This window comes from Arhodomonas sp. AD133 (genome assembly GCF_051195215.1).
Taxonomy (GTDB): domain Bacteria; phylum Pseudomonadota; class Gammaproteobacteria; order Nitrococcales; family Nitrococcaceae; genus Arhodomonas.
On the sequence record NZ_JBNAZM010000001.1, the window covers coordinates 142,834 to 164,214 of the forward strand.

General features: G+C 65.8%; 19 protein-coding genes. 8 read left to right on the forward strand and 11 right to left on the reverse strand.

All coding sequences use genetic code 11. The features are described from left to right. Nucleotides 1-33: 33 nt before the first annotated feature. A complete protein-coding gene (locus ACPEES_RS00555; protein WP_435099712.1) occupies nucleotides 34-1,614 on the reverse strand; it encodes a peptide chain release factor 3 in 1,581 nt (526 codons plus the stop codon). Nucleotides 1,615-1,699: 85 nt separating this feature from the next. On the opposite strand from ACPEES_RS00555, the gene ACPEES_RS00560 reads away from it, so the two are divergent. Continuing rightward, nucleotides 1,700-2,182: a YcgN family cysteine cluster protein gene (locus ACPEES_RS00560; RefSeq protein ID WP_435099715.1), complete on the forward strand. Its 483-nt coding sequence runs from the start codon at nucleotides 1,700-1,702 to the stop codon at nucleotides 2,180-2,182. A gap of 12 nt (nucleotides 2,183-2,194) precedes the next feature. Then, a complete protein-coding gene (gene dxs / locus ACPEES_RS00565) occupies nucleotides 2,195-4,087 on the forward strand; it encodes a 1-deoxy-D-xylulose-5-phosphate synthase (protein ID WP_435099718.1) in 1,893 nt (630 codons plus the stop codon). A gap of 143 nt (nucleotides 4,088-4,230) precedes the next feature. Here the strand turns inward: dxs and trxA are convergent, their stop codons facing one another. Beyond that, the gene (gene trxA, locus ACPEES_RS00570) at nucleotides 4,231-4,557 is read right to left on the reverse strand and encodes a thioredoxin TrxA (protein WP_435099721.1); all 327 of its coding nucleotides are present in this window, start codon (nucleotides 4,555-4,557) and stop codon (nucleotides 4,231-4,233) included. A 416-nt stretch (nucleotides 4,558-4,973) separates the two neighbouring features. On the opposite strand from trxA, the gene fabA reads away from it, so the two are divergent. Further along, nucleotides 4,974-5,492: a bifunctional 3-hydroxydecanoyl-ACP dehydratase/trans-2-decenoyl-ACP isomerase gene (gene fabA / locus ACPEES_RS00575; protein ID WP_435099724.1), complete on the forward strand. Its 519-nt coding sequence runs from the start codon at nucleotides 4,974-4,976 to the stop codon at nucleotides 5,490-5,492. 30 nt (nucleotides 5,493-5,522) lie between these two features. Then, on the forward strand, nucleotides 5,523-6,740 hold the full coding sequence (gene fabB, locus ACPEES_RS00580; protein ID WP_435099727.1) for a beta-ketoacyl-ACP synthase I: 1,218 nt from the start codon (nucleotides 5,523-5,525) through the stop codon (nucleotides 6,738-6,740). Between the two features lie 69 nt (nucleotides 6,741-6,809). On the opposite strand, the gene ACPEES_RS00585 is transcribed toward fabB, so the two are convergent. Continuing rightward, complete coding sequence (locus ACPEES_RS00585; protein ID WP_435099730.1) at nucleotides 6,810-8,195, reverse strand: sodium-dependent transporter; 1,386 nt, start codon at nucleotides 8,193-8,195, stop codon at nucleotides 6,810-6,812. 197 nt (nucleotides 8,196-8,392) lie between these two features. On the opposite strand from ACPEES_RS00585, the gene ACPEES_RS00590 reads away from it, so the two are divergent. Further along, the gene (locus ACPEES_RS00590; protein ID WP_435099733.1) at nucleotides 8,393-8,785 is read left to right on the forward strand and encodes a GNAT family N-acetyltransferase; all 393 of its coding nucleotides are present in this window, start codon (nucleotides 8,393-8,395) and stop codon (nucleotides 8,783-8,785) included. Between the two features lie 100 nt (nucleotides 8,786-8,885). Here ACPEES_RS00590 and ACPEES_RS00595 read toward each other — a convergent pair whose 3' ends face one another. Further along, nucleotides 8,886-9,554: a 7-cyano-7-deazaguanine/7-aminomethyl-7-deazaguanine transporter gene (locus tag ACPEES_RS00595; RefSeq protein ID WP_435099736.1), complete on the reverse strand. Its 669-nt coding sequence runs from the start codon at nucleotides 9,552-9,554 to the stop codon at nucleotides 8,886-8,888. Nucleotides 9,555-9,623: 69 nt separating this feature from the next. Between ACPEES_RS00595 and ACPEES_RS00600 the strand changes: the two genes are divergently transcribed. Next, complete coding sequence (locus ACPEES_RS00600) at nucleotides 9,624-11,000, forward strand: MATE family efflux transporter (RefSeq protein WP_435099739.1); 1,377 nt, start codon at nucleotides 9,624-9,626, stop codon at nucleotides 10,998-11,000. 23 nt (nucleotides 11,001-11,023) lie between these two features. On the opposite strand, the gene ACPEES_RS00605 is transcribed toward ACPEES_RS00600, so the two are convergent. Next, nucleotides 11,024-12,517 carry an AAA family ATPase gene (locus ACPEES_RS00605; protein WP_435099742.1) on the reverse strand — a complete coding sequence of 498 codons (1,494 nt, stop codon included), beginning with the start codon at nucleotides 12,515-12,517 and terminating at the stop codon, nucleotides 11,024-11,026. Between the two features lie 479 nt (nucleotides 12,518-12,996). On the opposite strand from ACPEES_RS00605, the gene ACPEES_RS00610 reads away from it, so the two are divergent. Further along, nucleotides 12,997-13,464 carry a c-type cytochrome gene (locus tag ACPEES_RS00610; protein ID WP_435099745.1) on the forward strand — a complete coding sequence of 156 codons (468 nt, stop codon included), beginning with the start codon at nucleotides 12,997-12,999 and terminating at the stop codon, nucleotides 13,462-13,464. Nucleotides 13,465-13,688: 224 nt separating this feature from the next. On the opposite strand, the gene ACPEES_RS00615 is transcribed toward ACPEES_RS00610, so the two are convergent. The 5 genes from ACPEES_RS00615 to ACPEES_RS00635 are packed head-to-tail and all read right to left on the reverse strand — an operon-like array spanning nucleotide 13,689 to nucleotide 17,585. After that, nucleotides 13,689-14,024 (reverse strand): branched-chain amino acid transporter permease, encoded by a 336-nt coding sequence (locus ACPEES_RS00615; RefSeq protein WP_435099748.1) that lies wholly within the window; start codon nucleotides 14,022-14,024, stop codon nucleotides 13,689-13,691. Then, nucleotides 14,021-14,722 carry an AzlC family ABC transporter permease gene (locus ACPEES_RS00620; RefSeq protein ID WP_435099751.1) on the reverse strand — a complete coding sequence of 234 codons (702 nt, stop codon included), beginning with the start codon at nucleotides 14,720-14,722 and terminating at the stop codon, nucleotides 14,021-14,023. Before ACPEES_RS00620 ends, ACPEES_RS00615 begins: the two co-directional genes overlap by 4 nt. Next, complete coding sequence (locus ACPEES_RS00625; protein WP_435099754.1) at nucleotides 14,719-16,017, reverse strand: TRAP transporter large permease; 1,299 nt, start codon at nucleotides 16,015-16,017, stop codon at nucleotides 14,719-14,721. Before ACPEES_RS00625 ends, ACPEES_RS00620 begins: the two co-directional genes overlap by 4 nt. Beyond that, the gene (locus ACPEES_RS00630; RefSeq protein ID WP_435099757.1) at nucleotides 16,017-16,514 is read right to left on the reverse strand and encodes a TRAP transporter small permease; all 498 of its coding nucleotides are present in this window, start codon (nucleotides 16,512-16,514) and stop codon (nucleotides 16,017-16,019) included. The genes ACPEES_RS00625 and ACPEES_RS00630 overlap by 1 nt, the downstream gene beginning before the upstream one ends. A 54-nt stretch (nucleotides 16,515-16,568) precedes the next feature. After that, nucleotides 16,569-17,585, reverse strand: a complete 1,017-nt coding sequence (locus tag ACPEES_RS00635) for a DctP family TRAP transporter solute-binding subunit (RefSeq protein WP_435099760.1) — start codon at nucleotides 17,583-17,585, stop codon at nucleotides 16,569-16,571. Between the two features lie 506 nt (nucleotides 17,586-18,091). Here ACPEES_RS00635 and ACPEES_RS00640 point away from each other — a divergent pair. Then, nucleotides 18,092-18,511, forward strand: coding sequence for an acyl-CoA thioesterase (locus ACPEES_RS00640; RefSeq protein WP_435099763.1), 420 nt, complete (start codon nucleotides 18,092-18,094; stop codon nucleotides 18,509-18,511). A 106-nt stretch (nucleotides 18,512-18,617) separates the two neighbouring features. Here the strand turns inward: ACPEES_RS00640 and ACPEES_RS00645 are convergent, their stop codons facing one another. After that, nucleotides 18,618-20,789, reverse strand: coding sequence for a malate synthase G (locus ACPEES_RS00645; RefSeq protein WP_435099766.1), 2,172 nt, complete (start codon nucleotides 20,787-20,789; stop codon nucleotides 18,618-18,620). Nucleotides 20,790-21,381: the final 592 nt, after the last annotated feature.

A 21,381-nucleotide genomic window follows, 5' to 3' on the forward strand; every position in this document is an offset into this window, starting at 1 on the left:
TTCCCTGCCCGGGAGCGGCATAGGGGGCCGCGTTCAGTGCTCCCGGGTCGCCCAGAACGCCACGTCCGGCCAGCGTTCCTCGGTGAGCTGCAGGTTCACCCGGGACGGTGCAATGTAGGTGAGATTTCCGGCCACGTCCTCCGCCAGGTTGCTCGCGTTCTTGTCCTTGAAGCGTTCCAGCATGCGGTCGTCGTCACACTCGACCCACCGCGCCGTGGACACGTTGACCGGCTCGAACGCGCAGTCCACGCCGTATTCGCTTTTCAGCCGGAAGGCGACCACGTCGAACTGCAGCACGCCCACCGCACCGACGATCAGGTCATTGCCCTGAAGCGGTCGGAACAACTGCGAGGCGCCCTCCTCGCAGAGCTCGACGAGCCCTTTCTGCAATGCTTTCATTCGCATCGGGTCACGCAAAACGGCGCGCCGGAAGAGTTCCGGGGCGAAGTTCGGTATCCCGGTGAACTTCAACGCCTCGCCCTGGCTGAAGGTATCGCCTATCTGAATCGTGCCGTGGTTGTGAAGCCCGATGATGTCACCGGGATAGGCATGCTCGACATGATCCCGGTCCGAGGCCATGAAGGTAATCGCGTTGGCGATCTTCACGTCCTTGCCAATGCGCACGTGGCGGATCTTCATACCCTTTTCGTAGACCCCGGAGCACACTCGCATGAACGCGATACGGTCGCGGTGATTCGGGTCCATGTTCGCCTGGATCTTGAACACGAATCCGGAGAAGCGCTCCTCGTCGGCCTCCACGGTGCGGCTCTCGGTCTCGCGCACCTGTGGGGCGGGCGCGTGCACCACGAAGGTGTCGAGCAGCTCCTTGATGCCGAAGTTATTGATGGCCGAACCGAAGAACACCGGCGTGAGCTCGCCGCGGAGATAAGCATCCACGTCGAACTCGTGACTCGCCTCGCGGATGAGCTCCACTTCCTCGCGCAACTCGTCGGCGGCATCGCCGAGCACCTCGTCGAGCCGCGGATTGTCCAGGCCTTCGATGGTTTCGCCTTCGTTGATGCCGCCGCTATGGGTGGGGCTGAACAGGTGGACCCGGTCGTCGTAGAGATGGAATACGCCCTTGAAGCCCTTGCCCATGCCGATGGGCCAGGTAACCGGCGCGCACCGGATCTTGAGGACCTCTTCGACCTCGTCCATGAGCGCCATGGGGTCGCGCCCCTCGCGATCGAGCTTGTTCATGAACGTCATGATGGGTGTATCCCTCAGGCGACAGACGTCCATGAGCTTGATGGTCCGGTCCTCCACGCCCTTGGCCGCATCGATGACCATGAGCGCGGAATCCACGGCCGTGAGCGTGCGATACGTATCCTCGGAAAAGTCTTCGTGGCCAGGCGTGTCCAGGAGGTTGACGATGCGCCCTTCGTAGGGGAACTGCATCACCGAGGAAGTCACCGAAATACCGCGCTGTTTCTCGAGCTCCATCCAGTCGGAGGTCGCGTGGCGATTGGATTTTCGCCCCTTGACTGTCCCCGCGAGCTGGATTGCGCCGCCGTAGAGCAGCAGTTTCTCGGTAACGGTGGTCTTACCCGCGTCCGGGTGTGAAATAATGGCGAACGTGCGCCGGCGCGCTACTTCGTGATGGAAATCGCTCATCGATGATCCGCGTCGGGATGGTCGTAAGGCCTGTCGGAAAACATGCCAGTATACAGAAAGCCCTCGGCCGGCGGCGAGTCCGCGTGTGGCCCGGGGCCGGAGGCCAGACGTAATGTCCGCCCGACCGTTCTGGGAACGCAAGCGCTTGAGCGAACTCTCCCGCGAGGAATGGGAAGCGCTGTGCGATGGTTGCGGCAAGTGCTGCGTTCACAAGCTCGAGGACGATGCCGGCGACTACTACTTCACCAGCGTGGCCTGTCGTCTGCTGGACGGCGAATCCGGCCTCTGCAGCCGATACGCCGAACGCCACCAGTTCGTGCCCGACTGTATTACGCTGACGCCGCGCAAGATCCGGCAGTTCGGCTGGCTGCCGCAAAGCTGTGCCTATCGCCGTCTCGCCGAAGGTCGTGGGCTCGCATGGTGGCACCCGCTGGTGTCGGGCGACCCGGAGACGGTGCACCGCGCCGGTATTTCCGTGCGTGGTCGCGTGATCAACGAGCTCGCCCTGCGCGAGGCCGAGGAACTCGAAGACCTGATCGCCGACGATTTCGACGGCGACACCGACTGACAAGAAGACACTATGGAACCGGGAAGCTACCCACTGCTCGAGGGCATCGACGAACCCGCCCAGCTACGCGCGGTCGCGGCCACGCAGCTGCCGCAGGTCGCCACCGAGCTGCGCGACTTTCTGCTCGAAAGCGTCGCCCGCAGCGGCGGCCACCTGGCCGCCGGTCTGGGCGTCATCGAGCTCACCCTCGCCCTGCACTACGTCTACCAGACGCCGGACGACCGGCTGGTCTGGGACGTGGGCCACCAATGCTATCCGCACAAGATCCTCACCGGTCGCCGCGGTCGGATTCACACCGTGCGCAAGACCGACGGCATCGCCGGGTTCCCCAAGCGCGACGAAAGCCCGTACGACACCTTCGGCGTGGGTCACTCGAGCACTTCGCTCAGTGCCGCCGTCGGCATGGCGATGGCCGCGCGGGCGCAGGGCGAGCAGCGCAAGGTCTGCGCGGTGATTGGTGACGGCGGCATGACCGCCGGCCAGGCCTTCGAGGCACTCAACCACGCGGGCGACGCACGGCCGGATCTGCTGGTGGTGCTCAATGACAACGAAATGTCCATTTCCGAGAACGTCGGCGCACTCTCACGCACGTTCGCGCGGCTGCTCTCCGGCGGGCTGTACGGCAATCTGCGCCGCGAAGGCAAGCGCGTGCTCGAGCACCTGCCGACACCCATGCGCGAGTTCGCCAAGCGTGCCGAGGCCCACGCCAAGGGCATGGTGATCCCCGGAACCTTCTTCGAGGAGCTCGGTTTCCAGTACTTCGGGCCGGTAGACGGTCACGATCTGGACACCCTGGTGCCGGTGTTACGCCGACTGCGTGATCTCGACGGCCCCAGGCTACTGCACGTGGTTACCCGCAAGGGCAAGGGTTACGCCAAGGCCGAGGCCAACCCCATCGCCTATCACGGGGTCAAGGCATTCGATCCTGCCAAGGGGCTTGCCGGCAGCTCCGGCGGCGGTGCGCCGACATACACCGACGTCTTCGGGCAATGGCTGTGTGACGCTGCCGAGCGCGATCCGCGGGTGTGGGGGATCACCCCTGCCATGCGCGAAGGCTCGGGTCTGGTGGATTTCGCCAGACGTTATCCCGATCGTTACGCCGACGTGGGCATCGCCGAGCAGCACAGCGTGACCCTGGCCGCCGGCCTGGCCTGCGAGGGCGAGCGGCCGGTACTCGCCATCTATTCCACGTTCCTGCAGCGCGGTTACGACCAGCTCATCCATGACGTGGCGCTACAGCGCCTGCCGGTGCTCTTCGCCATCGATCGTGCCGGGCTCGTCGGTGCCGACGGGCCGACACACAACGGCAGCTTCGACCTGTCCTATCTGCGATGCATCCCGAACATCGTCATCATGGCCCCGGCCGACGAGAACGAATGCCGCCAAATGCTGCACACCGGCCTGTGTCATGACGGCCCGGCGGCGGTGCGCTATCCCCGGGGCAAGGGACCCGGCGCGACGGTGGAACCGGCGCTACGGGCGCTGCCCCTCGGAAAAGCGGAACTCCGGCGCGAAGGCGAACGCGTGGCCCTGCTCGCCTTCGGCAGCATGGTGACGCCGGCGGGGGAGGCAGCGGAGGCGCTGAATGCCACCGTGGTGAACATGCGCTTCGTCCGCCCTCTCGATCGCGAGTGCATCGCCCGCATGGCTGCGACCCACGAGCTCATCGTCACCGTCGAGGAGAACGTGATCCAGGGGGGCGCCGGCAGCGCCGTCGCCGAATGCCTGTCGGCGCTGGGCGTGACGTCACCCGTGCGGCATATCGGGCTGCCGGAGCGATTCACGGATCACGGCGATCCCGCCACCCTGCTCGCGCGCGAGGGTCTGGACGCCGCCGGAATTCGCTCGGCTGTCGAGGGCTGGCTCGATGCCTCGTCCCGCCCGCGGGATGAAGCGACCGGGTGAGCAACGGGTAGTAGCGTACCGCTGTATCGACGCCGGAGCCGGGGCCTGCGCCTCCGGCGGCTGGCGCAACGAAAAACGCCCTGGGCGCTCCCCCGTGCCGGGAATACGTCCAGGGCGCGGATTATTCGCGCCGGAACCGGCGTTCAGGCATTCGACTCCACGAACTGCGTGAGCTGCGCCTTGCTGAGCGCCCCCACCTTCGTGTCCGCCACGTCACCACCCTTGAACAAGATCAGCGTGGGAATACCACGCACGCCGAACTTCGGTGCCGTCTCCGGGTTATCGTCGATGTTCAGCTTGCAGATCTTGATCCGACCGGAGTATTCGTCAGCCACCTGCTCCAGGACGGGTGCGATCATCTTGCACGGGCCGCACCACTCGGCCCAGAAATCCACCAGGACCGGGCCATCGGCCTTCAGAACCTCGTCCTCGAAGGTCGCGTCGGTGATATTGACGATGTTCTCACTCATTGATGCCTCCACGGGTCGGATTCGAAACTCGGCGAAGGATAACGCCGAAGTCCGCGCTTGTATAATCGATGGGTGCTTCCGCGATCATAGCGTGTGACTATGGGCGGCTGCGCATGACTGCCGCTCATAGATGGAGGAGATGCGCGCGTTTCTCAAGACCGCCGGGCCGTACGCCCCCGAATGGTGGGCATTTCCCTTGCCTCACCGCGGGTGTCGCAGTAGGGTTAGCGCCGGTTTCGTGCCGCCGCTCGCGTGCGGGCGCGAAGCGGTCTGGCCGTCCTCGCAATGAGCTACGCTTGCCCCAAGAGCGGAGTGCAACGGCGCGGCTGCAACAGAACAGACTACAAGGGGCAGGGGCGGGCGCCGGGCACCTAGGCGCCACCGGCCTGGACCTCGTTCACATGGTCGGGAGACACATGACAGGGAAACCCAGTTACGACTACGAGGAGCTGCTTGCCTGCGGTCACGGCAAGCTCTTCGGCCCGGGCAATCCTCAGTTGCCGGTGCCGAACATGCTCATGTTCGACCGCATTTCCCGGATCGCCTCCGAGGGGGGCGCCTTCGACAAGGGCGAGGTTCACGCCGAGCTCGATGTCCGGCCGGACCTGTGGTTCTTCGAGTGCCACTTTCCGGGTGATCCGGTCATGCCGGGCTGTCTCGGACTGGACGCGCTGTGGCAGCTGCTCGGCTTCTATCTCGGCTGGGTCGGCGGTGAGGGCAAGGGGCGCGCACTCGGCTGTGGCGAGGTAAAATTCACCGGCCAGATCCTGCCGCGCAACGAGCGGGTGACGTATTCGCTGGATATAAAGCGCCTGATTCGCCGGCGGCTGACGATGGGTATCGCGGATGGCCGCGTACTCGCCGACGGCGAGGTGATCTACCGGGCCCACGATCTGAAGGTGGGCCTGTTCATCGACCCGGATAGCGCGCTCTAGGCGCGCTCGGCAATGAGCGAGGAAGGTATCGTGCGACGAGTCGTCGTCACCGGTCTGGGCATAGTCTCCTGTCTCGGAAACGATCGCGAGACGGTCACGCAATCACTGCGTGAAGGGCGTAGCGGCATCCGTTTCCGTGACAAGTACGCAGAGCTCGGGCTACGCAGCCAGGTAGCCGGCGTAGTGGACATCGACCTGGAAGAGCGGGTGCCGCGCAAACCGCGCCGTTTCATGGGCGGTGCCGCGGGGTACGCGTATGTCGCCATGGAAGACGCCATCGCCGATGCGGGCCTGGAGGAGTCCGATGTCTCCAACCCACGCACCGGCTTGATAGCCGGCTCCGGAGGCGGCTCCACCTCGAACCTGGTTCAGGCCGCCGACACCCTGCGCGAGCGCGGTGTTCGCAAGATCGGCGCGTTCGCGGTGCCCAAGGTCATGGCGAGCACCGTCTCCGCCTGCCTGGCGACGCCGTTCAAGATCCACGGGGTGAACTACAGCATCTCCTCCGCCTGCGCCACCAGTGCCCACTGCATCGGCAGTGCCATGGAGCAGATCCAGCTCGGACGCCAGGACATCGTCTTCGCCGGTGGCGCTGAAGAGGAGGACTGGTCCATGACCATGCTGTTCGACGCCATGGGCGCTCTGTCGGCGAAATTCAATGACACCCCCGAGCAGGCGTCACGCCCCTATGACCTCGACCGGGACGGCTTCGTCATCGCCGGCGGTGGCGGCATGCTCGTGCTGGAGGAGCTCGAGCACGCCAAAGCGCGCGGCGCGAAGATCTACGGCGAGCTGATCGGCTACGGGGCCACTTCGGACGGCTACGACATGGTGGCCCCCTCCGGCGAGGGCGCGGTGCGCTGCATGCACCAGGCGCTCGCCGGCGACTCTGCCGCAGCGGTCGACTACGTCAACGCCCACGGCACGAGCACTCCGGCCGGCGACATTACCGAGTTGAAGGCCATTCACGAAGTATTCGGCGAGGAGATGCCGGCGGTGAGCTCGACGAAGTCACTTACCGGCCATTCCCTCGGTGCCGCCGGTGTCCAGGAAGCAATCTACTCGCTGCTCATGCTCGGCGGCGGTTTCGTCGCCGGTACAGCCAACGTGCAGAACCTGGACCCGGAAGCCGAGGGCATGCCCGTCGTCAGGGAGACCCAGGAACGCACGCTGGAGACGGTCATGTCCAATAGCTTCGGCTTCGGTGGCACCAACGCCACGCTGGTGTTTCGCCGTTATACGGACTGATCCGCGCGTCCCTGCCGGAGCATTCCCGCCTGGCGATGCGCGCGCCCGTTTGCACGGGCGCGCGCATCGTTAGATGACACCCAACCCGTGCAGCAGGATCAGTGCCACAGCGACCGGGCTTACCACCCGAACGGCCCAGCGCCAGACGACAAAGCGCCACGACCCTGTGCGCAGCTCCTCGGCCAGTACTTCCCGCGCCGCGAACCACCCCGCGAATATGGCGATGCCGAAGCCCCCTATGGGCAACAGTAGCCCCGACGTGAGCCCATCGAGCAACTCGAAGACGTTGCGGTCGGCGAGCGCGCCGACGAACGCCAACGGCGTGAAGTCGGCCCAGCGATTGAACGAGAACACGGTGCCCAGGCCGAGCAGCCAGATACCCAGGCACAGCAGACCGCAGGCCCGCCACCGACCCCACCCGCGACGCTCCACCAGATAGGCCGTGGCCGGCTCCACCAGCGAAATGCCGGAGGTCACGGCAGCGAAGGTCACGAGCAGGAAGAACAGAAAACCGAAGAGATGACCGGCCGGCATCTGACCGAAGGCGTACGGCAGCGTCTGGAACAGAAGGCCCGGGCCGGCTCCCGCTTCGACCCCGGGTGCGACGAATACCACCGGGAATATGGCCAGCCCCGCGAACAGTGCCACGACGGTGTCGGTGATCCCTATCACCACGGCCGTGCCCAGAATGGACGCGCGCGCCGGCAGATAGGCACCGTAGGTGAGCATGCATCCGATCCCCAGTGACAGGGTGAAGAACGCATGGCCGAGTGCTTGCAGGACGCCCTCGGCGTTGAGCGCGCTCCAGTCGGGCCGAAAGAGGAAGGTCACCGCGCGGTCGAAATCGCCAATGGCCATGGCATAGCCCACGAGCATGGCGAGGAGCACGAACAGCGCCGGCATCAGGAACGTGACCGCTCGCTCCAGCCCCGAGTGCACACCGCGGGCGACGATCACGAGAATGGCCGCCATGAACAGCGTGTGCCACGCGATCATTTCCGGCGGCGAGCCGAGCAGGCCGCCGAACAGTGCGCCTGCCTCGTCCGCCGCGATACCGCTGAACAGTCCCTGCCCCGCTCGCAGCGTGTAGGCGATCGCCCAACCACCCACCACGCTATAGAACGAGAGGATGACGAAGCCGGTGAACACCCCGAGCCAGCCGATATACCGCCACCCCGGCGACGCCCCGCTCTGCGCCGCCAGATTGCGGAACGCGTGTATCGGGCTGCAACGGGCACGTCGGCCCAGCGTGATCTCGGCGACGAGAATCGGCAGCCCGATGACGGCGATGCACAAGAGGTAGACCAGGACGAACGCCCCACCCCCGTTTTCACCCGCCATGTAAGGGAACTTCCAGATGTTGCCCAGCCCGACGGCGGACCCCACCGCCGCGAGCACGAACACCAGGGCGTTGGACCACTCCCCGTGAATGCCTTGCGTTTGATTGCCGCGCACTTGGCGCCTCCCGGCGTCAGGTCGTTCTCGATTCTTTCACGCCTCGGCCCCGCCCCCGCAGGGACCGATGGCCAGCGATTGTCGCGGATCACCGCGGGCCGGGCAACGTGCACGGTGACCGGGCCGGTCGCCATTTGTCCCGGAGGATGATAACGTGCGCCTCGCGTTGAGGCCTGGAGGAGGAGATGCATCAGGCGATGACTTCAAAATCCGATATCAATGCCGCGTTCGAGGCGTGGCTGGAGGCCACCGAGGAGGCGGCGCCCGCCAGGGAAGACGAGAACACCGGGCTGCGGCATCGCCGCCACGGCCATGCCATCGGTGCGGTGGATACCGAATCGGACTACCTGGTGCTCTGCCGCATCGAGACGGAGACCGACCATCGCGGCCAGGGCGAGGCAACGGCTCTGCTGGAGCGGCTCAAGTCCATCTGCGACCGCTATCACGTCACGCTGCTGGCCCAGGCCACCGCGTATGACGATACCGGCCTGGATCAACGCGCCCTCCTCGACTGGTACCAGCGGCGCGGTTTCGAGATCGATCACGGCCGAACGGCCCAGCCGCTGGTCTGGTATCCACGGCGCCCCTGAGGCCGCCGTGGATCGCCCCCGGGCGCGTGATGTCGCCGCTGTCGCCAAAGGTGGCGGCGACGTCACGCGCTGAAAGACAGCGTAATGCTGATACAGGACACTAACCCGAAGCCACCTCCACCCGGGCTTCGCGTCCGAGCACCCGACGCTGAAGGGCACTCAGCACCACACCGTATAGCGGCAGGAAGAACAACAGGCTGACCGTGATCTTGGTGGCATAGTCCACGGCCGCCAACATCGGCCAGTTGGCGGCCATGAAGGGATCCGGACTCGCATGGAACGCCAGCGCGAAGAACGCGACGGTATCGGCGAGATTGCCGAGCACCGTGGAGCAGGCAGGCGCCACCCACCAGCGCACGCTCCCCCGACGCAGACGATCGAAGACGTGAATGTCGAGGATCTGTCCAAGCACGTAGGACATGAAGCTCGCCATGGCGATACGGGCGACGAACACGTTGAACCCGGCGAGCGCCTCCACGCCCTGGAAGGCCCCCTGCTGGAACACCGTGCCGAAGACGTAGGAAACGGCGAGCGCCGGCAACATCGCCAGGAAAATGGTCCGGCGGGCGTGCTGCTTGCCGAAGATTCGCACCGTCAAATCGGTCGCCAGGAAGATGAACGGGAACGAGAATGCCCCCCAGGTCGTATGGATACCGAGCACGCTGATGGGCAGCTGCACGAGATAGTTACTGGTCGCGATGACCAGTATGTGAGCCGCAACGAGAATCCCGACGGCGCGCCGGAGTTGCGCGGGCGTGAGCATCAGCATGCGGTCATTGACCTCCCGGAACGGGTTTCCGATCTGCGAACGAGCGCGGGACTATAGCGAATGGCCGACATGACCGCAAAAGCCACCCGGACCACCCTCCCCCGCGTGTGGACACTGGCCTGGCCACTCATTCTCTCGAACGTGACCGTCCCCCTGCTGGGCCTGGTGGACACCGCAGTAATGGGGCATCTGCCGGCCAGCGAATATCTCGGCGCGGTAACGCTGGGGGCAACGCTGTTCAGCTTCCTCTACTGGGGATTCGGATTTCTTCGCATGGGCACCACCGGCTTCGCTGCCCAGGCTCATGGCCGCCGCGACGCCGACGCATTGCGTTTGCTACTCGCCCAGGCGCTGTGCCTGGCGGGGGGGATCGGCGTGGCACTGATCCTGTCGCACCCTGTCGTCGTTCCCGCCGGGCTCGCGGTTCTCGACGGCAGTGAACGCGTGACGGCACTCGCCGATACGTACGCGCGCTGGCGTATCGCCAGCGCGCCGGCCGTGCTCGCCAACTACGTGCTCATCGGCTGGTTCCTGGGGTTGGGTCGCAGCCGGGTGACGCTGGCGCTGATGCTCGTCAACAATCTAACCAATATCGTCCTGGACCTGTGGCTGGTTGTCGGGCTCGGCTGGACAGTGGCCGGGGTGGCGCTCGCCAGCGTTATCGCGGACTACCTGACGCTGGCCGTGGGTATGACGTTCGCCCTCGGCACCCTCTCCCGCCTTGGTGGCCACCTGCACTGGCGGCGATTGCTGGCACCGGCACGTTACGCACGCCTGCTCCACGTCAACGGGGCACTGTTCGTTCGCACGCTCTGCCTGCTGTTCGCCATGGCATTCTTCCACGCCCAGGGCGCGCGCCTGGGTGATGAGATTCTCGCCGCCAATGCCGTGCTGATGCAGTTCGTTCTGCTGACCTCGTACGCTCTGGATGGCTTTGCCCACGCTGCCGAGGCCCTGGTGGGGCGTGCCGTCGGCCGCGGCGGACGCCGGCATCTGAGCGCCGTGGTGCATGCCGCCACGATCTGGTCGCTGGCGGCCGCGGCGAGCGCGAGTCTCGGATTCGCGCTCGCCGGCGAGTGGATCATCGCGCAGCTCACGGACATCGAGAACGTACGGATGCTTGCCTCCACGTATCTGCCGTGGCTCGTGGTGATGCCCCTGGTCGCGGTCTGGAGCTACCTGCTCGACGGTATGTTCATCGGTGCGACCCGCGCCCGGCCCATGCGCGATACCATGATACTGGCCGTGCTGGTCGTCTACCTTCCCGCCTGGTATCTGGCATCGCCCCTGGGCAACCACGGTCTGTGGCTGGCGTTCACTGCGTTCACCGCCGCCCGGTCCGCCAGTCTCGCTCTGGTGTTCCGGCGCTGCGGTTACGGTGCCAGCTGGCTGCCGAGAGGGGCCGCTGGCGGACGCCGGACCGCCACGGCATCGGCGACCGCCTAGACCGCCTCCGGCAACGACCTCTCTCAATCGTCCGCCGGCACGGCGCGCCCATCGGCCCACATTCTCAGCGCTTCAATGCGTTCGGCCATAACCACGGACAGCGGACTGGTTCGCGCGACCTCCCGCAACACCGCGTCGGTGTCCGTTGGACGGTCATTGGCGTCGCTGCTGTAGATGCCCGAGACCACGAGCTGCTCGATTTCGGCCCCGGAGAACCCGTCGCTGGCGGCCGCCAGCCGGTCGAGATCGAAATCCGCCGGGTCGAGACCACGGCGCTCGAGGTGCACGCGAAATATTTCGGCGCGGATAGCCGGCTTGGGCAGATCGACGAAAAAAATCTCGTCGAGCCGGCCCTTGCGGATCAGCTCGGGGGGAAGCTGACTGATATCGTTGGCAGTCGCCACGACGAAGACCTGGCTCTGTCGCTCCGCCATCCAGGTGAGCAGCGTCCCGAGCACGCGCTGGGAGGTGCCGCCGTCGGAACCATCCTGGCCGATGCCCTTCTCGATCTCGTCGACCCACAACACGCAGGGGGCCATCATGTCCGCGAGCCGCAGGGCCTCGCGAACGTTCTTCTCCGACTCGCCGAAGAACCGGTTGTAGAGTGCGCCCATGTCCAGGCGCAGCAACGGACAGTGCCACATGCCGGCAACCGCCTTGGCCGCCAGACTCTTACCGCTGCCCTGTACACCCAGCAGCAGTATACCCCGCAAGGGTTCGGCCACCGACTCGCTCGGCTGCAGAAACGCCGACTGGCGGTGTGCGAGCCATTCCTTGAGGCGTTCCAGTCCGGCCACATCGCTGAAGCGCGCAGTGTCGTACTCGAAACTCAGGACACCATCCATGTCCAGTAGCTCGAACTTCGCGGCATTCACCTCGGCGATCTGCTCTTCGCGAATCGCACCATCGTCGGCGATCACGCCGCGAACCAGCCGCCGCGCCTCGGCAGCGGTGACCCCGCGCAGATTCGCCACCAGGCGGTCGAGGGTGGCGCGGTCGGTACGTACCCGCTCGCCAGCGTTCTCACGGGACCAGGCCGACGCCTCCTCGCGCACGATGGCGAGCAGCTGGCCGTCATCCGGCAACCGCAGCGTGAGATTGTGCGCGAGCCCCTGCCACTCCGCCGGCAGATCGAAATCGTGGCCCAGGAACACCAGCGTGTGCCCGAGCTCGCGGTAGGATAGCGCGATGTCCTTGATCCGCCGGACGATGCGCGGATCGTCCACATACGGGTGGAAGTCACAGAGCACGAACACCGACGGCTTGCCCGTATGGTGGCGGATGAGCTCGAGCACGGCCTCCGGGCGCTCGTAGCGTCCGTGCTCGTCACTGCGGGGCGCTTCGCCGAAGCCCAGCCCCTTGACGCCGTCGGTCACCGTCCAGGCGTACATGCCCAGATCACGGCGCATCCCCAGACGGGTCACCGCCTGCAGCACCCGTTGCTCCTCTCGGGACCGGACCACCACCAGCGGTATGCGGGAGCTGATCATCAACCCCAGATCGTGCGTGTCCGACACCGGCGTAACCTCCCTGTATTTGGGTGAATGAGATCTACTCGACAGCCGGGGCTTTCCCGGGGAGAATACCGGAACAAAGCCGCCAACGCTCCCGACCATGCTGCGTCGTCTTGCCGTGTGTCTACTGTTCCTGCTCGCTTTCGCCACCGGCGTAGCCGCCGCGGCGAGCGTCGTGCCGCTGAACGGGTCCGCGGACTGCCCTGATCAGGCGGCATGCGCTGCTTACGCCGAAGGATCCTGCAGTATTACCCACGTATGTCCGGGCACTGGCGGTGTGGCCGTGGATGTGAACGCGGCCGTCGCCGTCGCCCCGGCGCACCAGCCACGAAACGCCGACGGCGGGCCCGTCCTCGCCGGCCACCGACACCCTACCGACAAACCTCCTCGCAGCTGAGCACGCACCACGTCTCAGCTTGCCGCCGGCCCCGTTCCGGCGGCCATTGTGCGTTCGCTCATCGAATCACAGGAGGCCATTCCCAATGTTCCGTATGAAACTCGTGTTGGCCGGTGCGGCGCTTGCTTTGCTGGTCGGTTGTTCGCCAGAGGATGAGCCCCGCTCCGAAGGCGGTGCCGAAACCGCCGATGCCAGGGGAAAAGGCCGTGTCGACGGCCGTTGGTACACCAGTTCTCAGGTCACCCGGGGACGCGATATATTCCGGGAGAACTGCGCATCATGTCACGGCGCCATGGCGCAGGGCGCGCCGAATTGGCGAGAGCCCGATGCCAATGGCTACTACCCGGCACCGCCGCTGAATGGCCGGGGGCACACCTGGCATCACCCCTTCCCCATGCTCAGGGATATCGTCACCAATGGCGGCAAGCAGCGGATGCCCGCCTGGGGTGAAAAACTTAGCACCGCCGACATCGAAGCGGTGCTCGCCTATATCACGTCACTCTGGCCGGAAGAGACCTACGTGACATGGCGCGATCGGGTGAACGACCGTTAAGACACCGGGCGGCGCTCCTTCATGGGCGCCGCCGCCCCCGCAGGCTGCTCCACGCGTAATGAACGCACGCGACACCGGCACCGAACAGGGAGGTGGCAACCGGGCGTTCGACCCTCACGGCATCATCCGGTGATTCGTCAACCGAGCGCTCGCTGGACGAGCCGGCGTGGGGCACGTGAGTGCACATCTCGGTCGTGAGCGCATCACTGTAGCCTTCAAAACCGTTACCCGAGCGGCGGAAAGCGCTCCAGAAGCATGAACACGGTAGTGCCGGCAGCGATGCTCAACAGCGCGTTGCGCCAGACGAGATGAAACCCGGCGGTCACGGCGATACCCGCGAGCTCGTGGAGCCCGAACGGGGCCTGCAGGGGATCGACGTGCCGAACGCAGTAAATCACCAGTAGCAGCATTACCGCCGGCGGCAGATACTGGCCGAGATAGCGCACCAGCACATGCTCGGCCGCCCGACCCAGGATGAGAAACGGCGCCGCCCGGGTCGCGAAAGTCATCCCCGCCATGACGCCAATGGCGGCGAGTATGTAGATATCCGCCTCGCTCACGCGTGCCGTCCTCCGTCGATGAGCAACAGCAACGTAACCAGCCCCAGGGCGACGACCAGCATGTACTCGCGGCCGCCCAGGGCTAGCCCCGCGGCTGCCGCAATGGCCGCGAACGCGAACGGTCGCCAGTCGCGCACGGCCTTCGCCTGCTCGATGGTGAGCACGACGAACAGCGCCGTGAGCGAGAATTCGAGCCCGTGGGTGTCCACGGTGAGCCCGGCACCGAGCAGCGCCCCCACCGTCGACCCCAGCACCCACCAGAGCTGGTTGAAGGCAGCGACGCGCACCCGGAACCGTTGCGGGTCAGCGCCCGGCGGCGGGGTCGTGCTCGTGAGCAGGGAATACGTTTCGTCGGTTAGCGCGAACACCGGATACCAGCGCCCCACGCCGGCACTCGGCAGCCGCGGTGCCAGTGACAGGCCGTAGAAGACGTGCCGGGCGTTCACCAGCAGCGTAGTGGCAGCGATTTCACCGATGCCGGCACCGGCGGTGAGCAACGTCACCGCCACGAACTGCGCCGCACCAGCGAACACCACCACGCTCATGAGCGTGGCGTACCACCAACCGTAACCGAGCTGCGCGAATAGCACGCCGAAGACCACGCCGAGCGGCACATAGCCGAAGCACACCGGCAGGCTGGCGCGAAACGCCTCACCGTACCCGGCACGGCCGGCCGTCTGCGTCGTAGCACCGTTCATACGCGGTATCCCAGTGTTTCGGGCAGCCACAGTGCGATCTGGGGAAAGATGATGACGAGCGCCAGCGCCGCCACCATGGCCGTGACCATCCACAACGCCCAGCCGATGGTGCGCTCCATGGGAACGTCGGTGACTTTGGTCGTGACCATGAGATTCACCGCGACCGGCGGCGTGAACTGGCCGACGGCTATGGTCATTGCCATGAGAATGCCGAACCACGTGGCGTTCCACTGAAAGCCTTGCATCACCGGCATCAGGATGGGAATCAGTATGAGGTAAATCGACACGCCGTCGAGCACCATGCCCGCGACGAGCAACAGCGCCATGACCAGCGCGAGCGCCACCGCGGGATCGTCCGAAACCCCCAGAACCGCATTGGCGAGCTGGTCGAAGGCGCCGAGCGTGTTGCCCGCCCACGCGAATATGCCCGCCAGCGAGATGATCAGCAGAATCACCGCCGAGAGAACCGCCGAGTCGGCGAATGCCCGGTAAAGATCCCGCCAGCCCAGGTTGCGATAGATCGCCGTGCCGATGAAGACGCCGTAGGCAACGGCCACCACCGCCGCCTCGGTGGGCGTGAACAGTCCGCTGCGGAGCCCGCCGAGAATGATCACCGGCGCGAACAGCGCCGGCAGCGCACCGACGAAGCTTTCCCACAGGGGCGGTCTTTCATCGCCCTCGCCGCCCTCGAAGCCGTACCGGCGGGAAAGCCACACCGACGGGCCGATGACTGCCAGTCCGGCGAGCAGCCCGGGGAATAGGCCGGCGGCGAACAGCGCCCGCAGATCCACGCCCGGCACGAGAATGGAATAGATGATCAACGCCACCGACGGCGGAATGAGAATCGCCGTAGAGGCGGATGCGGCGATCACGGTGGCCGTGAAAGCACGGGGGTAACCCGCCTTCGCCATGCTCGGCGCCATGACCATGGCAACCGCCGCGGCATCCGCGGGGCCGGAGCCGGACATGCCGCCCATGATCAGGCACACCAGCGTCGCCACCACGGCCAAGCCACCACGCCTCGGCCCGACCAGTGCCCGGGCGAACCGCACCAGGTTGGCAGCGACTCCGGAACGCTCGAATATCGTGCCCGTGAGCACGAACAGCGGGATCGCCACCAACGGATACTTGGCGATGGCGTTGTAGGTATTGGTGCCCAGCGTCCCGAGCATCTGGGACGGCAGGCCCATGACGATCCCCACCACCCCGGCCATGGCAAGGGCCACGGCGATGGGGGAACCGATGGCGATAAGCCCGCCCAGCACCACGAAGATCATCACCTCGGGGGACGGCATCAGTCAGGGGTTCCCTGGCGTAGCTGGCGCACGAAACGCCCGAGCACCCGCGATATGATCACCACCGCACCCAACGGCAGCCAGACGCTGTAGATCCAGTTGGGCAGGCCGAGGCCGGGCGACGTGGACTCCCAGCGCCATTCCTGATAAGCGAATGCCGCACCGTAGCGGATGATCAGCGCGAACACCGCGAGCGTGGCGAGGAAGGTGACGACCGTCGCCGCCCAGCGCAACCGCCCCGGCAACCGCTGCTGGAAGAAGCCGATGCGAATGTGCTCGTCGCGGGCAAAAGCGACCGCCGCGCCGAACAGCGCCATGAACACCAGCAGAAACACCGAAAACTCCTCGGTGAACGCGAACGAGGCGTCAGTGGCATATCGCACCACGACGTTCGCCAGGCTGATCGCGCAGATAATCACCATGGCGAATGCCGCCAGCCCCTCCTCCAGAGCCAGCGGCACCCAGGGACGCAGAGAGCGATCCCGCTCAGCGGCCATCGTACCTCCCCGCCCGCGTCGGCACCTCGACTGGAATCACAGAGTCTCGGGCACTCATTGGTGGCGTTCGGCGACCGCCTCGCGGGCCTGCTCCACCAGGTCCTCGCCGATGCGCGGCGCCCATTGCTCGTAGACACTCTCGGTGGCCTCGCGGAAGGCCGCGCGCTGGGCATCGGTGAGCTCGACCACTTCGATGCCGTTCTCCCGCAGCGTCGCCAGGCGTTTCTCGTTCTCGGCACGGGACTTCTCGATCTCCCAGCGGCCGGCCTCCCGCGCCGCCTCGCGAATGATCCGGCGATCGGCTTCAGGAAGGCTCTTCCAGGTCGCGCCATTGGCGGCGAAGATCAACGGGTCGGCCATGTAGTGCCAACGCGTGAGATGCTTCTGGTTCACCTCCCACATCTTGGCGATCTCGATGACGGACAGCGGGTTTTCCTGACCGTCCACCGCGCCCGTCGCCAGCGCCGGCTTGGCATCCGCCCAGCTCATCTGGGTCGGATTCGCGCCGAGCGCTTCGAAGGTGTCCTGGAACAACGGCGAGCCCACCACGCGAATCTTCATTCCCGCCAGATCCTCGGGCGTGGTGACCGGCCGGGTGGAATTGGTGAGCTCGCGGAAACCGTTCTCGCCCCACGCCAGAGGCACGACGCCCTGACGTTCGATGGCCGCGAAAATCCGCTCGCCGACTTCCCCCTGGGTCAGCGCATCGATGGCAGCGTGATCCGGCATCAGGAACGGGAGCGAGAAGAGATTGAGCTCCTTGACCTGCGGTGACCAGTTGATGGTCGAGCCCACCGCAAAATCGATGAGCCCGTTGCGCAGCGCGGCGAACTCCTTGGTCTGGTTGCCCGAAACGAGCTGGACGCCGGAGTAGATCTCGAGGTTGACACGGCCTTCGGTGCGTTCCTCGACCAGCTCCACCCATCGCTCGGCGGCCTGTCCCCACGGGAACGGCGTCGGCAGCACGGTGGATACCGTGTACTCGCTCTTGTAGTCGGCGGCGTGACCGATACCCGTACTGGCCACCGTCGCTGCCAGTGCCGCGGCCAGTACCCAACGTGATAATGCCATGGAGCCCCCTTGTTCGTTCTCGTATGCCCGAAAGCCGGGCCTTTCCCCCAAAGTACGTCGATCTGCGCTACGATCGCCGCCTATTCGTGCAAATATGCACGGTTTCGATGCAAAACGTCCAGGTGGTGCACCCTGGTCGTGCTCACGTTACTAACCGTTCGACAAGTGTTGCCATGTCTCAGCGCCCTTGTGCGTCTTGCCGGCAAGACGCGTGAGCGAAGGCCGCCTTCAAGCGATCGCAACGCCGCCGAGAGCCGCACACGGGCTCCGTTCCGGCGTTCGTCAGCGCGCCTGTGGACGGCGTTGCTCACAGCACTCGCCGCGTCCCTGACCGCCGAGGCTACTGACTCGGGATGTCGCAAGCCCGTTGTGGCGGCATGCCGACGAGGCGCGTCGGAGCGAACGGACGCGCCGACGAACGTCGAGACATGGCAACACTTGTCGAAAGGTTAGTAAGGTGGACGAGGCAGACGTTCGTGTCACAGTAACCGGGAGATCGCGTCATCGTGGCCACGCAGGAAGACCGTCAACCACCCGCGCGGGAACCCCAGATCCGCACCATCGCCATGCCAGCGGATACCAACCCCTCCGGGGACATTTTCGGTGGCTGGCTCATGTCACAGATGGATCTGGCGGCGTCGAGCGTGGCCACCCGCGCGGCGCGCGGCCGCGTCGCCACCGTGGCCGTGGATGCCATGTCCCTGCTCGCCCCGGTGCAGGTCGGCGACGAGGTCAGCCTGTACGCGGAGCTTCGGCGCACCGGCCGCACGTCGCTGACGATCTCCGTGGAGGCCTGGCGCCGGGCGCGTTTCGCCGAGGAGCAGATTCAGGTCACCGAGGCCACATTCACTTTCGTCGCCATCGGCGACGACCGCCGCCCGCGACCGCTGCCGGAAGGCCACGGCGACGGACTGCCGCCGCAGTAACCCCTCTCGGGGGGGCGGCGACGAAAAGCGCCCGGTGCCGTAGCACCGGGCGCCAGCGGGCATGGCCAGCCGGGCCGCCGCTGACCGGCGGGGCCCGGTTACCCCTCTATGCAGATCGAGCCTTGAGCTCCAGACGCCGGGCGTGCAGCACCGGCTCGGTGTAACCGCTGGGCTGCTCCCGGCCCTTGAAGACGAGATCACAGGCGGCCCGGAACGCCACGCCGTCGAAGCCCGGCGCCATCGGGCGGTAATCAGGATCGCCGGCGTTCTGCCGGTCCACGATCTCCGCCATGCGCTTCATGGTCGCCATGACCTGTTCTTCGTCCACGATGCCGTGGTAGAGCCAGTTGGCGACGTGCTGACTGGAAATGCGCAGCGTCGCACGATCCTCCATGAGACCGACATCGTTGATGTCCGGCACCTTGGAGCAACCCACGCCCTGGTCCACCCAGCGGACGACGTACCCCAGGATGCCCTGGCAGTTGTTCTCGAGCTCCGCTCGAATCTCCTCGTCCGACCAGCTGGGGTTCTCCGCCACCGGAACGGTGAGCAGGTCGTCCAGGCTGGCCGGTGCGCGGGATTCGAGCTCGCGCTGACGTTCACGCACATTGACCTGGTGGTAATGCAGCGCGTGCAGGGTGGCGGCGGTCGGTGACGGCACCCAGGCGCAGTCGGCGCCGGCCATGGGATGGCCGATCTTGGCCTCCATCATGGCCGCCATTTTGTCGGGCATCGGCCACATACCCTTGCCGATCTGCGCCCGCCCCCGCAGGCCACAGGCGAGGCCCACGTCCACGTTGCGATCCTCGTAGGCCTTCAGCCAGGCGGCGTTCTTCATCTCGCCCTTGCGGATCATGGGGCCGGCTTCCATGTCCGTGTGAATCTCGTCGCCGGTGCGGTCGAGGAAGCCGGTATTGATGAAGATCACCCGGTCACGCGCTTCCCGCAGGCATGCCTTGAGATTGAGCGTCGTGCGACGTTCCTCGTCCATCACACCGATCTTCAGGGTATGACGTTCGAGCCCGAGCGCATCTTCGACGCGGTCGAAGAGCTCACAGGCGAACGCGACCTCTTCCGGACCGTGCATCTTGGGCTTGACGATATAGACGCTGCCCGCCCGCGAATTGCGGTGCGGGCCGTTGCCCTTGAGGTCGTGCACGGCGATGAGCGCAGTCACCATGCCGTCGAGCATGCCCTCGGGAATCTCGTTGCCCTCGGCATCCAGCACCGCCGGCGTGGTCATCAGGTGGCCGACGTTGCGCACCAGCATGAGGCTGCGCCCGGGCAGGGTGATCGTGCCGCCGCCGGGAGCGGTGAACTCGCGATCGGGGTTGAGCTCGCGGGTAACGGTCTTGCCGCCCTTCTCGAAGGTGTGCACGAGCGTGCCCTTCATCAGGCCGAGCCAGTTGCTGTACACACCGGTCTTGTCCTCGCCGTCCACCGCGGCGACCGAATCCTCGCAGTCCTGGATCGTGCTCACCGCGGACTCCAGCACCACGTCCTTGACGCCGGCGCGATGATCCCGGCCCACGGGATGGGTGGGATCGATCTGCAGCTCGACGTGCAGGCCGTTGTTCACGAGCAGGATGGATTCGAGGGGTTGACCGCCGGTGTAACCCACGAACTGCGCCGGCTCCGCGAGCTCCGTTTCACTGCCGTCGGCCAGGGTGATGACCAGCGACTCCCCGTCCTCGCTCAGGCCGAAACCGGCGACCTCGGCATGGGTGCCACGGGCGAGTGGCGCGATACCGTCGAGATACTCCGCCGCCTTCGCCATGACCCGCTTGCCGCGCACGGGATTGTAGGCGCTGCCCTTCTCGGCACCGTTGTCCTCGGGCAGTACGTCGCTACCGTAGAGCGCGTCGTAGAGACTACCCCAGCGGGCGTTGGCGGCATTGAGCGCGTAGCGCGCATTGTTCACCGGCACCACGAGCTGCGGGCCGGCGACCTGCCCGATTTCCGGGTCCACGTTCTCGGTGCCCGCCTGGAAGTCGTCCGCCTCGGGCAGGAGATAACCGATTTCCTCGAGGAAGCGCTTGTACGTTTCGCGGTCTGCGCCCCCGCGGTTGTCTCGGTGCCAGGCGTGGATCTTCGCTTGCAACGCATCGCGTTTTGCGAGTAGCTCGCGGTTGCGCGGCCGGAGATCGCTCACGATCCGTGCCAGTCCCTGCCAGAACGCTTCGGGCTCCACCCCGGTGCCCGGTGCGATGTCATTGCTCACCAGCTCATAGAGCGGCTTCGCGATCTTAAGGCCCGCCGCCTCAACACGTTCCGTCATCGTTCTTGCCTCGTTGCTACCGACGATGGGCCGGTGTCGGGTGAGCCGGCAGTCACCCTGACGGCCGCAGAAACTGACCCGTCGCTCAACGGTTTTGATGTCCGCAGTCGTCACGGTGGATCCACCGCACACGCCGGTTATGGCGTATCACCCGCCAATCGGGTCGAAAAACGACCCCACCGGCCGGTTCACGGAGCTGCCGCCCCCGCGATGGCGCATAAGAATGCCAGATTAAGTCGCCTCGCGCGACGGGTGCGAGAAAAAATTTTGGAAAACTGTTCCAGGCGACGTCGCAACTAACCTGAAGGTTAGTTCGGGCAAAAGCCGCACAGGCGTTGGCGTGCCGCTGGACAGCGCAGTCTGTCGACAATTACGCACTTATAATGACCACATATTTAACGGCAGCTGGCGTCTCTGGTCACGACCGGTTGCCCCCGACACGTCGCCGAACTTACTCAAAAGTCAAATAAATGGCTGCCAGTTGCCTCGCCCCGACCGGCGATGGCCGTCTATAATGCGCCGCTCAGGCCTCGGTCGCCGCCATGACCGCGGCGAACGCGCACGCGGCCCGTACATCCGCAGCGAAGCGTCG

What these genes read in the sequence shown, in the direction of transcription:
- ACPEES_RS00555 (WP_435099712.1), bottom strand. Translation starts at nt 1,614, where the DNA reads ATGAGCGATTTCCATCACGAAGTAGCGCGCCGGCGCACGTTCGCCATT.
- dxs (WP_435099718.1), top strand. Translation starts at nt 2,195, where the DNA reads ATGGAACCGGGAAGCTACCCACTGCTCGAGGGCATCGACGAACCCGCC.
- trxA (WP_435099721.1), bottom strand. Translation starts at nt 4,557, where the DNA reads ATGAGTGAGAACATCGTCAATATCACCGACGCGACCTTCGAGGACGAG.
- fabA (WP_435099724.1), top strand. Translation starts at nt 4,974, where the DNA reads ATGACAGGGAAACCCAGTTACGACTACGAGGAGCTGCTTGCCTGCGGT.
- ACPEES_RS00590 (WP_435099733.1), top strand. Translation starts at nt 8,393, where the DNA reads ATGACTTCAAAATCCGATATCAATGCCGCGTTCGAGGCGTGGCTGGAG.
- ACPEES_RS00595 (WP_435099736.1), bottom strand. Translation starts at nt 9,554, where the DNA reads ATGCTGATGCTCACGCCCGCGCAACTCCGGCGCGCCGTCGGGATTCTC.
- ACPEES_RS00600 (WP_435099739.1), top strand. Translation starts at nt 9,624, where the DNA reads ATGACCGCAAAAGCCACCCGGACCACCCTCCCCCGCGTGTGGACACTG.
- ACPEES_RS00610 (WP_435099745.1), top strand. Translation starts at nt 12,997, where the DNA reads ATGTTCCGTATGAAACTCGTGTTGGCCGGTGCGGCGCTTGCTTTGCTG.
- ACPEES_RS00620 (WP_435099751.1), bottom strand. Translation starts at nt 14,722, where the DNA reads ATGAACGGTGCTACGACGCAGACGGCCGGCCGTGCCGGGTACGGTGAG.
- ACPEES_RS00625 (WP_435099754.1), bottom strand. Translation starts at nt 16,017, where the DNA reads ATGCCGTCCCCCGAGGTGATGATCTTCGTGGTGCTGGGCGGGCTTATC.
- ACPEES_RS00630 (WP_435099757.1), bottom strand. Translation starts at nt 16,514, where the DNA reads ATGGCCGCTGAGCGGGATCGCTCTCTGCGTCCCTGGGTGCCGCTGGCT.
- ACPEES_RS00635 (WP_435099760.1), bottom strand. Translation starts at nt 17,585, where the DNA reads ATGGCATTATCACGTTGGGTACTGGCCGCGGCACTGGCAGCGACGGTG.
- ACPEES_RS00645 (WP_435099766.1), bottom strand. Translation starts at nt 20,789, where the DNA reads ATGACGGAACGTGTTGAGGCGGCGGGCCTTAAGATCGCGAAGCCGCTC.